Annotated in this window: 12 protein-coding genes; 5 read left to right on the forward strand and 7 right to left on the reverse strand. The window is 72.8% G+C overall.

Annotation, left to right across the window (positions count from 1 at the left end):
- The first annotated feature begins 90 nt into the window (after nt 1-90).
- Nucleotides 91-882 carry a hypothetical protein gene (locus OO57_RS35270; RefSeq protein WP_158715343.1) on the forward strand — a complete coding sequence of 264 codons (792 nt, stop codon included), beginning with the start codon at nt 91-93 and terminating at the stop codon, nt 880-882.
- A 63-nt stretch (nt 883-945) separates the two neighbouring features.
- Here the strand turns inward: OO57_RS35270 and OO57_RS35275 are convergent, their stop codons facing one another.
- Entirely contained in the window at nt 946-1,974 is a 1,029-nt protein-coding gene (locus OO57_RS35275; protein ID WP_033256883.1) for an aspartate-semialdehyde dehydrogenase, read from the reverse strand.
- Between the two features lie 169 nt (nt 1,975-2,143).
- The gene (locus OO57_RS35280; protein ID WP_081974192.1) at nt 2,144-3,031 is read right to left on the reverse strand and encodes a dihydrodipicolinate synthase family protein; all 888 of its coding nucleotides are present in this window, start codon (nt 3,029-3,031) and stop codon (nt 2,144-2,146) included.
- 71 nt (nt 3,032-3,102) lie between these two features.
- Between OO57_RS35280 and OO57_RS35285 the strand changes: the two genes are divergently transcribed.
- The 3 genes from OO57_RS35285 (at nt 3,103) to OO57_RS35295 (ending at nt 5,101) form a co-directional block, all read left to right on the forward strand.
- Complete coding sequence (locus tag OO57_RS35285; RefSeq protein ID WP_033256884.1) at nt 3,103-3,987, forward strand: LysR family transcriptional regulator; 885 nt, start codon at nt 3,103-3,105, stop codon at nt 3,985-3,987.
- A 38-nt stretch (nt 3,988-4,025) separates the two neighbouring features.
- Nucleotides 4,026-4,475: a type II toxin-antitoxin system PemK/MazF family toxin gene (locus OO57_RS35290; protein WP_033256885.1), complete on the forward strand. Its 450-nt coding sequence runs from the start codon at nt 4,026-4,028 to the stop codon at nt 4,473-4,475.
- Between the two features lie 89 nt (nt 4,476-4,564).
- Nucleotides 4,565-5,101, forward strand: coding sequence for an RDD family protein (locus OO57_RS35295; protein WP_051778663.1), 537 nt, complete (start codon nt 4,565-4,567; stop codon nt 5,099-5,101).
- A gap of 63 nt (nt 5,102-5,164) precedes the next feature.
- On the opposite strand, the gene dnaE is transcribed toward OO57_RS35295, so the two are convergent.
- A complete protein-coding gene (gene dnaE / locus OO57_RS35300) occupies nt 5,165-8,650 on the reverse strand; it encodes a DNA polymerase III subunit alpha (protein ID WP_418909938.1) in 3,486 nt (1,161 codons plus the stop codon).
- 239 nt (nt 8,651-8,889) lie between these two features.
- Between dnaE and OO57_RS35305 the strand changes: the two genes are divergently transcribed.
- Nucleotides 8,890-9,990, forward strand: coding sequence for a winged helix DNA-binding domain-containing protein (locus tag OO57_RS35305; protein ID WP_051778664.1), 1,101 nt, complete (start codon nt 8,890-8,892; stop codon nt 9,988-9,990).
- 6 nt (nt 9,991-9,996) lie between these two features.
- Here the strand turns inward: OO57_RS35305 and OO57_RS35310 are convergent, their stop codons facing one another.
- The 4 genes from OO57_RS35310 to OO57_RS35325 form a co-directional block, all read right to left on the reverse strand.
- The gene (locus OO57_RS35310) at nt 9,997-10,584 is read right to left on the reverse strand and encodes a dienelactone hydrolase family protein (RefSeq protein WP_033256887.1); all 588 of its coding nucleotides are present in this window, start codon (nt 10,582-10,584) and stop codon (nt 9,997-9,999) included.
- 137 nt (nt 10,585-10,721) lie between these two features.
- A complete protein-coding gene (locus OO57_RS35315; RefSeq protein ID WP_324606816.1) occupies nt 10,722-13,355 on the reverse strand; it encodes a M9 family metallopeptidase in 2,634 nt (877 codons plus the stop codon).
- 257 nt (nt 13,356-13,612) lie between these two features.
- Nucleotides 13,613-13,975: a DUF4180 domain-containing protein gene (locus tag OO57_RS35320; RefSeq protein WP_033256889.1), complete on the reverse strand. Its 363-nt coding sequence runs from the start codon at nt 13,973-13,975 to the stop codon at nt 13,613-13,615.
- Entirely contained in the window at nt 13,972-14,385 is a 414-nt protein-coding gene (locus tag OO57_RS35325) for a helix-turn-helix domain-containing protein (RefSeq protein WP_033256890.1), read from the reverse strand. Before OO57_RS35325 ends, OO57_RS35320 begins: the two co-directional genes overlap by 4 nt.
- Nucleotides 14,386-14,602: the final 217 nt, after the last annotated feature.

Here is a 14,602-nt window from a genome sequence, read left to right on the forward strand (position 1 = left end):
GGCCCCTCTCCCCCTCACCACCCCTCAGCCCGCCACCAGGCACCCCCGCCCCGCCCGCCCCACCCCGCCGACCCTGGATACTGGTGCACCGTGCGGAAGAGTGCGGTGGCGTTGTGCGCGGTGGCGGCGGTCGGGGCGGTCGCCGTCGTGCTGGTGCCCGCGACCGCGCCGGAGGCGTCCCGCGGGGACACCGCGCTGGTGTCGGTGGTGGTCAACGGGGGCCGGACGGTCGAGCTGGGCCCGGCCGAGACCCGTACGGTCACGGTCGAGGTGACGGCGCGCGACGACTCCGGCATCCGGGCGGTCGAGCCGATCGGCCTGTGGGGCCCGAACTACGCGGCCCTGAAGGTGGGCCCGATGACCTGCACGCCGCTGGACGGGGCCGGGACGACGGCCCGTTGCCGCGGTGAGGCGACGGTCGCGGCCACTGCCCGGGCGCTCTTCGACGACCAGGCCGGGACCTGGTTCGTCGACCTGCGGATCCGGGCCCGGGACGGCGACCGCTACGTGGCGAAGAACGCCGCGGGCTTCTCCCTCAAGCGCACCGCCCTGATCGACCTGGCCGAGGCCCCGGCCCGGGCGACCGCCGGGGAGGCGGTGACCGTCCGGGCCCGGTTGCAGCGGGCCGACTGGGACAGCAACACCGAGATCCCGCAGCAGGGCGCCACCGCGTACCTGCAGTTCCGTCCGTCCGGCAGCAGCACCTGGACGACCCTGGCCGCCGCCGTCACGGACGGCGGCGGCGCGCTGTCGCTGAACGTCCCGGTCCGCGGGCCGGGGACGTTCCAGTGGTACGCGCCGGGCGACAAGTGGACGACGTCCGCGCTGTCCGCGGAGCTGCCGCTGGCGGTCGACGGGGCGGCGGCGCACCCGGGGCAGTGAGCGGGCGGACGCGGAAGGGCCCCGGGCGGCTGCCCGGGGCCCTCCGCACGGCGCGGGCGGCGGTCAGCCGCGCAGCTCCTGCGCGACCAGCTCGGCGATCTGGACGGCGTTGAGGGCCGCGCCCTTGCGCAGGTTGTCGTTGGACAGGAAGAGCGACAGCCCGTGCTCGACGGTCTCGTCGGTGCGGATGCGGCCGACGTACGAGGCGTCCCTGCCCGCGGCCTGGAGCGGGGTGGGGATCTCGGAGAGCTCGACGCCGGGGGCGCCGGTCAGCAGCTCGACGGCGCGCTCGGGGGCGAGCGGGCGGGCGAAGCGGGCGTTGACCTGGAGCGAGTGGCCGGTGAAGACCGGGACGCGGACGCAGGTGCCGGAGACCTTCAGCTCGGGGATGCCGAGGATCTTGCGGCTCTCGTGGCGGAGCTTCTGCTCCTCGTCGGTCTCGTTGCTGCCGTCGTCGACGACCGACCCGGCGAGCGGGACGACGTTGAAGGCGATCGGGCGCTGGTAGACGCCGGGCTCCGGGTAGTCGACGGCGCCGCCGTCGAAGGCGAGCTGGTCGGCCTTCTCGGAGACCTGGCACGCCTGCTCGTACAGCTCGGAGACGCCGGCCAGGCCGGAGCCGGAGACCGCCTGGTAGGTGGAGACCACCAGGGTGACCAGTTCGGCCTCCTCGTGCAGCGGGCGCAGCACGGGCATCGCGGCCATGGTGGTGCAGTTCGGGTTGGCGATGATCCCCTTGGGGCGGTTCGCGATCGCCTCGGGGTTGACCTCGGAGACGACCAGCGGCACGTCGGGGTCGCGGCGCCAGGCGGAGGAGTTGTCGATGACGACGGCTCCGGCGGCGGCGACCTTGGGGGCCAGCTCCTTGGAGGTGGCGCCGCCCGCCGAGAAGATCACGATGTCCAGGCCGGTGTAGTCGGCCGTGGCGGCGTCCTCGACGGTGACCTCGGTGTCCTTCCAGGGCAGGGTGCGCCCCGCCGAGCGGGCCGAGGCGAACAGCCGCAGCTGCTCGACCGGGAAGTTCCGCTGGGCCAGGATCTCGCGGACCACGCCGCCGACCTGACCGGTGGCACCTACGATGCCGATCTTCATCCGTCTCTCCTCCTGCTACCGGTTGGGCCGGTTGTCCCGGCCCATCATGCCTTGTCAGAACGGGTTCCGGCGGGGGCGTCCCAAGGCGTGAACGCTTGCCGTCCGGGGCGGCAATCCCTCCTGCGCAGGGCCTCTCCCGCCGGAAATCCTGCGCGCGATCCGTCCTCCCTCACGCGTCCCCGAAGTCGTCCCCGGAGTCGTCCCCGCTGCCGTCCCCGATGCCGCCCCCGAGGTCGTGCGCGAGCAGCGGCAGCCGCACCGCGGGGGTCGGGATGCGTCCGGCGCGGTGCAGCAGTGCCTTGAGCGCGGTCGGGTTGGGGCCGGCGAAGGCGGCCCGGGAGAGGGCGGCGAGTTCGGCGCCGAGCTTGCGGGCGAGGGCGGCGTCGCCGTCCTGCCAGGCCCGGTGCAGGGCGACGAAGCGGGCGGTCTCCAGGTGGGCGGAGGCGAGGATGCCGCCGTCGGCGCCGAGGGCGAGCAGCGGGGAGAGGAACAGGTCGTCCCCGGCCAGGACGCCGCGCGGCTCGGCGGCCAGCAGGGCGACCGTCTCCTCGTCGATGCCGCCGGGCGCGTACTTGATCCCGGCGACGCCGGGCAGCGCGAGCAGGTCCAGCAGGGCGGCGGCGCCCAGTGCCTGCCCGGTGCGGTACGGGATGTGGTAGATCACCAGCGGCAGCGGGCTGTGCTCGGCGAGGGCCCGGAAGTGGGCGAGGACGCCGGCCGCGCCGGGGCGGACGAAGGCGGGGACGGCGACCAGGGCGGCGTCGGCCCGGCCGTCCAGGGCGGTGAGCGCTCCGGCGGTGCGGGCGGTGCCGCCGTGGCCGGCGCCGACGGTGAGGACGGCGCCGTGCGCGTCGGCGGCGCGGCGGCAGACCTCGACCACGGCGTCCCGTTCGGCGTCGGTCAGCGAGCCGGGTTCGCCGGTGGTGCCGAGGGCGACCAGTCCGGCCGCTCCGGCTTCCAGGCTGTCGTGGGCGAGCCGTTCCAGGGCGTCGAGGGCGAGGGCGCCGTCGGCGGTGAAGGGCGTGACCAGCGGGACGTGGATGCCGTGGAGTTCCATGCGGGAAGCCTGCCGGGCGATGACCGTGCAGGTCCAGTTCACGTTTCCGATGCTTCTCGTAAGCTGGGCCGATGCTCGATGTGCGGAGGTTGCGGTTGCTGCGCGAACTGGCCCACCACGGGACGATCGCGGCGGTCGCGGAGGCGTTGGCGTTCAGCCCTTCGGCGGTGTCCCAGCAGTTGTCGGTGCTGGAGCGGGAGGCGGGGGTGCCGCTGCTGGAGCGGACGGGGCGGCGGGTGGCGCTGACCCCGGCGGGGCGGAACCTGGTGCGGCACACCGAGGCGGTGCTGGAGCTGCTGGAGCGGGCGGACGCCGAGCTGGCGCACGCCCGGCGGGGGCTGGCGGGGCCGCTGCGGATCGGCGCCTTCCCGTCCGCGGTGCGCGCCCTGGTGCCCGCGGCGCTGGCCGAACTGGCCTCCCGCCACCCGGAGTTGGAGGCGATGGTGAGCGAGGTGGACCCGGCGGCGGTGGCGGGGGCGCTGCGCGCGGGCGAGTTGGACGTGGCGCTGGTGCACGAGTACGACCTGGTGCCGGGCGAGCCGGAGGACGGGATCGCGCTGACCGGCCCGGTGTTCGCCGAGCCGCTGTACCTGGCGGCCCGGTCGGCGGGCGCCCTGGCCGGGCACCGGGACAGCCCGTGGATCGTCTCCCCGGCCGGGACGCTCTGCCACGCGATGGTCCAACGGGTGTGCCAGTCCGCCGGGTTCGGCCCGCGGGTGCGCCACCGGGTGGACGACTTCGCCGCCCAGCTGGCCCTGGTCGCGGCGGGCCAGGGCGTGGCGCTGGTGCCGCACCTGGGCATCGACCGGTGCCCGCCGGGCGTGGTGCTGACCCGGCTGCCGCTGTACCGGCGCACCCGCACCGCCTTCCGGGCCGGCAGCGCCGCGCACCCGGCGGTGGCGGCGTTCTCGGCGGCCCTGCACTCGGCCGTCCCGGCCGAACTCCGCTCGGCCTGACCCTCCCGCCGTTCACGGACGGTCGCTAGCCTTCCGCCATGCATCAGTTGAACGAGCAGCAGGAGCAGCCGGGCCGGTTCGGCCCGGACGCCACCGTGGAGGTCCGGGCCGAGGGCGTGGGCCCGGTCCGCACCGAGTACGCGCCGGACCACGACGGCGACCCGGACCCGGGCGAGATCGTCTGGACGTGGGTGCCGTACGAGGAGAACGACGGGCGGGGCAAGGACCGGCCGGTGCTGGTGGTGGCGCGGGAGCGGGGCGGCTCGCTGCTGACGGTGATGCTGTCCAGCAAGGGGCACGACGACGACCGGGACTGGGTGCCGCTGGGTGCGGGCCCGTGGGACCGCAGCGGGCGGGACTCCTGGGTGGCCCTGGACCGGGTGTTCCGGGTGCGCGACGGCGGGATGCGGCGCGAGGCGTGCGCCCTGGACCGGGCCCGTTTCCAGCTGGTGGTCGACGCGCTGCGGCGCCGTTACCGCTGGCACTGAGTAACGATTGTCGGATCGTCCTTCCCCGTTCACCCCCGTACCGGTACAACGGCTCCAGGATTCCCCACAGTTGAGCTGGAGCCGCACGCATGAGCAGCAACACCCCTCCCGGCTACGGGCCTCCGCAGGGCCCGTACGGCCAGTACCCGCAGGGCGCGGGGCTCCCCGGCTGGCTGGCCCCGACCCCGCCGCCCGGCGCGCAGCCCGTTCCGGGGACCCGGGTGCTGGCCGCGCCGGTGGACCGCTTCCTGGCCCGCCTGATCGACACCGCGGTCCTGCTCATCCCCCTCGTCGTCCTGGCCGCCGTCACCGCGGGCAGCGTCCTCTACTACGTGCTGGCCGGGATCGTCATGGTCGGCTACGAGGGCGCCATGCTGCTGACCCAGCACGGCCAGACCGTCGGCAAGAAGGCCATGCGGCTCCGGGTGGTCAGCGCGGCCCACGGCGGCCGCCCGACCGACAACGAGCTGTGGGCCCGGGCCGGCGTCTACGGCGGCCCGATGGTGATCCCGTTCGTCGGCGGCCTGATCTCGCTGGTCAACTGCCTGTCCCAGCTGTGGGACAAGCCGCTCCAGCAGTGCTTCCACGACAAGGCCGCCAAGACCCTGGTGGTCAAGGAGGCCTGACCCGGCCCGACCCGCGCGCCGGGGCCCCGGCGGAGACCGCACTCCGTCGGGGCCCCGGCGCGCTCAACTCGCCAGGCAGCTCGGCCCGAGCAGCTGCTTGAGGTCGCCGAACAGCGCCGGGTCCGTCTTCACCCGGTGCCGGTCCAGCCGCAGCACCACGGTCGACTTCTCCTTGCGCAGGTGGACGTGCACCTCGGTGCTGCCCTTGTGGTGGACGAGCACCTCGCGGAGCCGACCGATGATCGGCGGGGTCAGCTTGTCCTCCGGCACGGTGATCACGATCGGCAGCTGCGCCGCGAGGTTGCTCAGGTCGGGCACCGACAGCTCCATGCCCATCAGCCGCGGCACGTCCTCCCGCCGGTCGAGCTTGCCGCGGACGAACACCACGGCGTCCTCGACCAGTTGGGAGGCGACCAGCTGGTAGCTGGCGGGGAAGAACATGCAGTCGATCGAGCCCGCCAGGTCCTCGACGGTGGCGATCGCCCAGGCGTTGCCCTGCTTGGTCATCTTGCGCTGCAGGCCGGAGATGATGCCGCCGATGGTCACCATCGCGCCGTCGGGCCGCTCGGCCAGGTCGGCGACCGCGCAGTCCGCCTTGTCGGCGAGCACGTGCTCGATGCCGTGCAGCGGGTGCGAGGAGACGTACAGGCCGAGCATCTCGCGCTCCTGGGTGAGCAGGAACGGCTTCTCCCACTCCTCCTCGGAGAACACCACGTCCAGCCCGAAGGACGGCTCGTCCGAGACCGCGTCCCCGCCGAAGAGGTCGAACTGGCCCTCCGCCTCCTTGCGCTTGATCCCGACCACGTTGTCGATCATCGGCTCGAACTGGGCGGTCAGGCCCTTGCGGGTGTGCCCGAGCGAGTCGAACGCCCCGGCCTTGATCAGCGACTCGACGGTGCGCTTGTTGCACACCACCGACTCGACCTTCTCCAGGAAGTCCGGGAACGAGGCGTACTTCCCCTTGGCCCTCCGGGTCCGGATCATCGACTCCACCACCGGCCCGCCGACGTTGCGGATCGCGGTCAGGCCGAACCGGACGGTCTCGCTGCCGTGCGGGGTGAAGTCGGCGTCCGACTCGTTGACGTCCGGCGGGAGCACCTGGATGCCCATCTTGCGGCACTCGTTGAGGTAGACCGCGGACTTGTCCTTGTCGTCCTTGACCGAGGTGAGCAGCGCCGACATGTACTCGGCCGGGTAGTTGGCCTTCAGGTAGGCCGTCCAGTACGAGACCAGCCCGTAGCCCGCGGTGTGCGCCTTGTTGAAGGCGTAGCCGGAGAACGGGACGAGGACGTCCCACACCGCCTGGATCGCCGCGTCCGAGTAGCCGCGCTCCCGGCAGCCCCGCTGGAACGGGACGAACTCGGCCTCCAGGATCTCCTTCTTCTTCTTGCCCATCGCGCGGCGCAGCAGGTCGGCCTGGCCGAGCGAGTACCCGGCGAGGATCTGCGCGGCCTTCTGCACCTGCTCCTGGTAGACGATCAGGCCGTAGGTGGGCTCCAGGATCTCCTTGAGCGGCTCCGCCAGCTCCGGGTGGATCGGGGTGATCTCCTGCTGGCCGTTCTTGCGCAGCGCGTAGTTGGTGTGCGAGTTGACGCCCATCGGGCCGGGCCGGTAGAGCGCCAGGACGGCGGAGATGTCCTCGAAGTTGTCGGGCTTCATCAGGCGCAGCAGCGAGCGCATCGGGCCGCCGTCGAGCTGGAAGACGCCCAGCGTGTCGCCGCGGGCCAGCAGTTCGTAGGCGGGCTTGTCGTCCAGCGGCAGCTGGAGCAGCTCGATCTTGACGCCCTTGTTCTTCTCGATCGCCTTGACCGCGTCGTCCATGATCGTCAGGTTGCGCAGGCCGAGGAAGTCCATCTTGAGGAGCCCGAGGCCCTCGCAGGTGGGGTAGTCGAACTGGGTGATGGTGACGCCGTCGGTGTGCCGGGTCCACACCGGGATGTGGTCGGTCAGCGGCTCGGCCGACATGATCACGCCCGCCGCGTGCACGCCGGGCTGCCGGATCAGGCCCTCGATGCCGCGCGCGGTGTCGATCACCTTGCGCACGTCGGGGTCGTTCTCGTACAGGCCGCGGATCTCGCCCGCCTCGCCGTAGCGCGGGTGCGCGGGGTCGGTGATGCCGGACAGCGGGATGCCCTTGCCCATCACGTCCGGCGGCATCGCCTTGGTGATCCGGTCGCCCATCGCGTACGGGTAGCCCAGGACCCGGGAGGAGTCCTTGATCGCGGCCTTCGCCTTGATGGTGCCGTACGTGACGATCATGGCGACCTTGTCGGCGCCCCACTTCTCGGTCACGTAGCGGATCACGTCGCCGCGCCGGCGCTCGTCGAAGTCGATGTCGACGTCGGGCATCGAGATGCGCTCGGGGTTGAGGAAGCGCTCGAAGATCAGGCCGTGCGGGATCGGGTCGAGGTCGGTGATGCCCATCGCGTAGGCGACCAGCGAACCGGCCGCCGAACCGCGGCCGGGGCCGACCGCGATGCCCTGGCTCTTGGCCCACATGATGAAGTCGGCGACCACCAGGAAGTACGCCGGGAACCCCATCTGGACGATGGTGTCCATCTCGTACTCGGCGAGCTCGCGGTGCTCCTCGTCGTAGCCGCCCGGGAAGCGCCAGTCCATGCCCTCCCAGACCTTGGCCCGGAAGAAGTCCGCCTCGGACGCGAAGCCCTCCGGGATGGGGAAGCGCGGCATCAGGTTCTTGAACTCGAACATGCCGGTGGTGTCGACCCGCTGGGCGACCAGCAGCTGGCTGTTGCGGCAGCCCTCCTGCCAGACGTCCGAGGAGTCCAGGGCGTACATCTCGGCGGCCGACTTGACGTAGTAGCCGGTGCCGTCGAACCGGAAGCGGTCCGGGTCGGAGAGGTTCTTGCCGGTCTGCACGCACAGCAGCAGGTCGTGCGCGCCCGCGTCGGCCTCGGTGGTGTAGTGCGAGTCGTTGGTGACCACCGGCGGGATGCCCAGCTTCCGGCCGATCTCGACCAGCCCGTCGCGGACCCGCTTCTCGATCTCCAGGCCGTGGTCCATCAGCTCCAGGAAGTAGTTCTCCCGGCCGAAGATCTCCTGGTACTCGCCCGCCGACCGGACCGCCTCGTCGAACTGCCCCAGCCGCAGCCGGGTCTGCACCTCGCCGGACGGACAGCCGGTGGTGGCCATCAGGCCCGCCGCGTGCTCGGCGATGATCTCCTTGTCCATCCGGGGCCACTTCACCAGCCAGCCCTCCGCGTAGGAGCGCGAGGTCAGCTTGAAGAGGTTGTGCAGGCCCTCCTTGTTCCGGGCCCAGATGGTCTTGTGGGTGTACGCGCCGGACGCCGAGACGTCGTCCTTCTTCTGGTGCGGCTGGCCCCACAGCACGCGCTTGGTGTTGGTCCGGGCGTCCGGGGCGACGTACGCCTCGATGCCGATCACCGGGGTGATGCCCGCCGCCGCGGCCTGCTTGTGGAACTCCGCCGCGCCGTACATGTTGCCGTGGTCGGTCATCGCCACGTGGGTCTGCCCGAGCCGCTCGACCTCCTGGAAGAGCTGCTTCAACCGGGCGGCACCGTCCAGCATCGAGTACTCGGTGTGGACGTGCAGGTGCGCGTACGGCTGGTCGCTCAAGGCGGGGCCTCCGGGGTCCTGGGAGAGGGCTGAAACACGTGAGGCCCGAGCCACCACCGGGGCTCGGACCACGGCTTCCGGGATCGCGCCCCCGAGTCTAATCCTCCTCCTGACCCCCCTCCGAGGGGCCGCCCCGCGCTGACGGACTGTTACTTTTGGGCGCCCCTCCCGACGACCCGGAAGGCCCGGCGATGCCCGCCGCCCGCACCCTCTCCGACCGCGAGCTGACCGCCTCCTACTTCGGCCGCCAGCTCCTGCACCGCACCGAGCCGCTGGACGCCACCGCGGCCGTGACCAGGCTGACCGCGCTCCAGGCCCAGTACTCGCCCTCGCCGCACCTGGCGCTGTGGGCCCGGCTGCCCGGGTTCGAGCCCCGGCAACTGGAGGCCGCGCTGCTGGACGGCACGGTGGTCAAGTCGACGCTGATGCGCGGCACCCTGCACCTCGTCCCCGGGGCCGACTACGGGCACCTCGCCGCGGCCTGGCGCCGCCGCTGGCTGACCGAGCTGCGCGGGCGGCACCAGGACGCCGACCTGGACGAGGGCGCCCTGGAGGCCTCGCTGCGGGCCTTCGCCGCCGTCCCGCGCAGCGCCGAGGAGCTGCGCGAGCACACCGCCGCGGCCTCCGGCGGCCGGGTCCGCACCGCGGACCTGCTGCACTACCCGCGGGCGCTGCTCCCGCTGGTGCACGTCGCCCCGTCCGGGCACTGGCGGGCGCACGGCAAGCCCCGGATGGTGCTGTGGGACGGCGAGCTGCCGCCGGAACCGGCCGCCACCGCCCGCCTGCTGCGCCGCTACCTGGCGGGCTACGGCCCGGCCTCGCGGGCCGACCTCGCGCACTTCACCGGCCTGCGGCTGCGCCAGGTCGACCCGGCGCTGGCCGAGCTGGACGGCCTGGACGGGCTGGTCCGCTACCGGGCCGGGGACGGCCGCGAGCTGCTCGACCTGCCCGGCGCCCCGCCGCCCGCCGAGCCGGACGGCGAGCTGCCGGTGCGCCTCCTGCCGAAGTGGGACGCCGCGCTGCTCTCGCACGCCGACCGCACCCGGATGCTGCCCGCCGGGATCCACCAGCAGGTCTACCGGGCCGTCAACGGGACGCTGCTGGCCACCTACCTGGTGGACGGCCTGGTCGCGGGCGTGTGGGAGCACGCGTGCGAGCGCGGCGCGGCCGTCCTCACCCTCACCCCGCTGCTCCCGCACGGCCGCCGCCCGGAGCTGGAGCGGGAGGGCGGGCGGCTGCTGGCCCTCCTGGAGCCGGACGCGGAGAGCCGCCGCGTGGTGTTCGCGCCCTGAGGGCGCTCAGCCCTGTTCGTCGATCTCCGCCAGGAACGCCAGCGCGGCCGCCCAGGTCCGCTCGGCGGCCTCGGCGTCGTGGTCGGGCAGCTCGGGGTCGGTGTACAGGTGCCCGGCGCCGCGGTAGCGGTGCACCTCGACGTCGGCCCCGGCCCGGGTCATCCACAGGTACCAGGTGTTCAGCCAGTCGTCGGACTCGAACGGGTCGGGCTCGGCGACGTGCAGCTGCACCGGGATCTCGGTGGCGGCGTCCTCCCGCAGGTCCGAGGTGCCGTGGAAGAGCACCAGCCCGCGGGCCTGCTCGTCGGCCAGCGCCAGGTTCTGCGCCAGCGACCCGCCGAGCGAGAACCCGGCGTACACCAGCCCGCCCCGGGCCGGCAGCAGCGGGGCGACGGCGCCGACGGCCCGGCGCAGCAGCTCGTCGTTGCCGACCCCGTCCCGGTACGCCATGCCCTCCTCCAGCTCGTCGAAGGTCCGGCCCTCGTACAGGTCGGGGGTGTGCACGGTGTGCCCGGCGGCGCGCAGCCGGTCGGCGGCCGCGGTGACGGCGGGGCGCAGGCCGTACGCGGAGTGGAACAGGACGATCTCGGCCACGGGTCGGGCTCCTCGGTGCTGCGGGTGCGGTCCCCCCATGATCGCCCATCCGGGGACGCGCGGCGGCCCGGCCCACCGGTGCGGTGGGCCGGGCCGTTCGGTGCGGTGGACCGGGCCGTTCGGTGCGGTGGACCGGCTCAGAAGGTCGCGCTGACGGTGGCGCCGGCGAAGTCCTGGGCGGCGTGGAGGCTGACGTAGTTCCAGCCCTCGGGCGGGTTGGCGACGGTCAGGGTCTCGGTGTTGCCGCTGTTGGTGGACCTGGCGGTGCTGGCGCCGGTGGTGGCCCAGGTGCTGCCGCTGTAGTACAGGTCGGCGTTGCCGGTGCCGCCGGAGGCGTTGACCTTGAGGCTGGCGGTGCCGGCCGGCACGTAGACGTAGAAGTACGCGTAGTTGCCCGCGGTGGCGGAGACGTTGCTGCGGACGCAGCCCTCGTCGAGCCGGCGGGTGTCGGCCGCCGTGCACTCGGTGCCGCCGTTGCCGGGCGGGGTGGTGGAGGTGCCGTTGGCGGCGGTGACGGTGACCCCGGAGAAGGGCTGGCCACCGGCCGCGTACAGGCTGACGTAGTTCCAGCCCGCGGGCGGGTTGGCGATCGTCAGGGTCTCGGTGTTGCCGCTGTCGGTGGACTTGGCGGTGTTGGCGCCGGTGGTGGCCCAGGTGCTGCCGTTGTAGTACAGGTCGGCGTTGCCGGTGCCGCCGCCGGAGCTGACGGTCAGGTTGGCGGTGCCGGCCGGGACCCACACGTAGAAGTAGGAGTAGTCGCCCGCGGCCGCGGCGGCGTCCGTGCGGCTGCAGCCGAGGTCGATCTGCTGCGGGCTGGTGGCGGTGCAGTCGCCGCCCGGCTCGGTGGGCGGGTTGGTGCCGGAGCCGTTGCCGCAGGCGCCGGTGTTGCAGGCGGTCAGCCAGGTGGCGAAGTCGGCGTCGTAGCGGGTGCCGATGGTGGTCTTCAGGATGCTGCGGGCGCCGGCCCAGTCGCCGGTGCGGTACTCGGCGAGGACGGCGTCCATGTCGGAGCGGCGCTGCTCCAGCATGTAGCGGACGGCCAGGTAGCCCCAGTTGTAGATCCGGGTCTGGTCGGCGTTCTCGTAGGTGGTGTCGAACAGGGTGGACAGCGCGTAGGTGTGCCGGCCGGCCTGGTCGATCGCGGCGGTGTAGTCGGCGCCCCGGTACCCGTAGTTGACGTACTCGGCGAAGCCCTCGACCCACCAGACGGTCGGGGTGGTCATGCCGGCGTCGAAGTCGCCGTACATGTCGAACCGGCCGTCGAGGAAGTGGGTGTACTCGTGGTTGAGGTTCCAGATCTGGAAGTCCGGGCGGACCCACTCGGCCTCGTAGGCGATGAACCGCGGCTGGTTGCCGGCCGCGGTCGGGTCGCCCTCCAGGTACATGCCGCCGTTGTTGGTCGAGATGCCGAAGATGACGCCCGCGTACTTCTGGTAGTCGCTGCTGGAGTGGAAGACCACCACGTCGATGGTGGTGTTCCGGTCGTCCGCGACCGGGCCGTTGTCCTTGGCCACCTTGTGGAAGTACGCGTCCTGGCCCTTGAGGCTGGTGCAGGCGGTGGCGAGCTGGTCGGAGGTCAGCGACTGGGCGATGACGTCGATGCTGCCGCTGCAGGCGTAGTTGACGGTCAGCACGGCGGCCTTGACCCGGTTCACCAGGTCGCAGGTGCCGTAGTACGAACAGTTGGCCTGGTCGTAGCTGTCGGTCATCTCGGCCAGGCCGACCCACAGCGAGGCGGTGCTGCCGGTGATCGAGCTGCGGTCCAGCAGGCCCTTGACCATCGGGCGGACCTCGGCCTGGAGCTCCGCGTACTTCAGGAAGCGGCCCAGCTCGCGGCCCGCGTTGGCGACCAGGAAGTCGTTGTCGCCGCCGAGCAGGCCGAGGTTGCGGGTCGCGAAGGACTGCAGGGCGTCCAGCGCCGCCGGGGCCGCCTTGACGGCGGGCAGGAAGTCGCTGTTCTGGTGGCCGCGCCAGTACACCGTGAAGGTGTTGTTGACGGCGTTGACCATGTACCAGGACGAGTCGTAGCTGCTGTCGTAGCCGTTCAGCAGGCGCTCGGCCACGTTCAGGTAGCGGGCGTTCTCCAGCGAGCTGTCGATCAGGGTGACCGCCTCGCCCAGCGTCTCGCCGTTGGCGTCGGTGACGTCCCGCGAGTGCGCGTTGCCGAAGAAGGCGTCCAGGCCGCCCTCGATCGCGCCCTTCAGGCTGCCGCCGTAGGTGCCCACGACGTCCGCGTTGTACCACTGCACGTAGTAGCCGGCCCGCAGGTACAGCACGATCTGGTGGGCCGAGGTGGAGTTGTCGCCCGGGTAGGCGGCGGACAGGTCGCGCAGCGCGTTGGCGACGGTGACCATCTGCGACTCGTTGAACGCCGCCTTCGCGTCGTTGCCCTTCAGCAGGAACAGCGAGTTGACGCAGTCCACGGTGGACGCCTTGATCTGCGCCACCAGGGCGGCACCGGAGCGACCGGTGAAGTCCGAGGCGTTGCAGGTCGTGGTCGCGGCGGGCACCTCGCCCGGCAGCCCGCCGGGCGCGCCCTGCGCCACCAGCGGCGGGCGCTTGTCGGCGTCCGAGCGGACGTTGCTGGCGGAGTCCTTGCGGCGCTCGGCCGCCGCGGAGTTCAGCGGGGCCTCCTTGCCCGCCTTCGCCGCCCGGTCGGCCGCGAGGGCCTCGGCGGACGCCCCGGACTTCTCGGACTCGGCCGGCTTCTGCTCGGCCCGGGTCGCCGCCCGGGCTCCCGGCGCCAGCGCGCCGAGGAACCCGAGGGCCATACAGAGGGACAACAACAGACTCAGCGTCCGTCCTGCGGACGCGAGGGACATCCGGAAGGTTCGCACGTGGGGGCCTCCGGGCCGATGTGGCGCCGTGTTTCGGGGCACGGCGGAGGGTCGGTGGCCGCCGAGGTACCCCTCGACGACCGGTGACATGTACAGTTGCACATGTCACCTGTCACCGAAAGACCCCGCACTCAAGTCAACTGCCGGTCATAACCCCCCGGTTGGGAGCCCGCCGCCGCCGCTGCTGCCGCTCAGGACGACAGCCGCCCCGCCAGCTCCGGCAGGTCCGCGACGAACCACAGCTGCAGGCCGCGGTTGCTCTCCCGCACGAAGTCGCGCAGCGCGTCCGACACCGCGACGTGCGCCGCGACGTCACCCACCACCGCGAGGCCCGTCCGGTACTGCGCGAACTTCTGCACCACCGCCCCCGCGACCCCGCTGCGCAGCCGGAAGAACTCCGCCCCCAGCCGCTCCACCGGCACCGCCACCCAGGGCGCCTCCTGGTAGTACGCGTCGCCCAGCAGGTCCAGCGCCTGGCGCTCCCCCGCCACCACCTCCCCCTCGGCCGCCGCCACCAGCACCCGCACCCCGCCCAACTCCCGCACCCCGGTCACTTCAGGCCCCCCGTCAAGTCGTCGACCAGCGCCAGCACCTCGGACACCCGCCGCGGCGGGCCCATCACCACGAACCGCAACGCGCTCCGCTCCTCCTCCCGCACCGCCTGCACCCACAGCGGCCGCGGCCCGCCCGACCACGCCGACGCCGCCGCCAGCACCCCCGTCACCAGCCGGTCCGCGTCCCGCGCCCCCACCCCGTCCACCTGCACCACCGCCGAGACCTCCGCCCGGGCCGGCCCCACCGGCACCCCGCCCCCGGTGAACGCCTCCACCTCCGCCCGGGCGATCCGGTACTGCTTCCCGATCCGCACCGCCTTGAGCTTCCCGTCCCGCACGTACCCGCGCACGGTCTTCACGTGCAGCCCGAGCAGCTCCGCGACGTCCTCGACCGAATAGAAATCGTTCACTCCGCATCCTTCCCTATTCCTCCCCACCATACAGCCGAATAGCAACCAATACGCCCCACCACGCCGTCCTCTCCCCTCTCGCTTCCCCCTCCTCCGCGCCCCCGCTTCCCCGCTCCTTCTCCCCTCCTCTCCCTCCCCCCACCGCGCCCCCCTTCCCCGCCCTGCCTCTCCCCCCTTTTTCCTCCTCCCTTTTCTCCCTCCTCCCTCTCCCCCGCTC

The organism is Kitasatospora phosalacinea (assembly GCF_000717185.1).
Lineage (GTDB): Bacteria > Actinomycetota > Actinomycetes > Streptomycetales > Streptomycetaceae > Kitasatospora > Kitasatospora phosalacinea_A.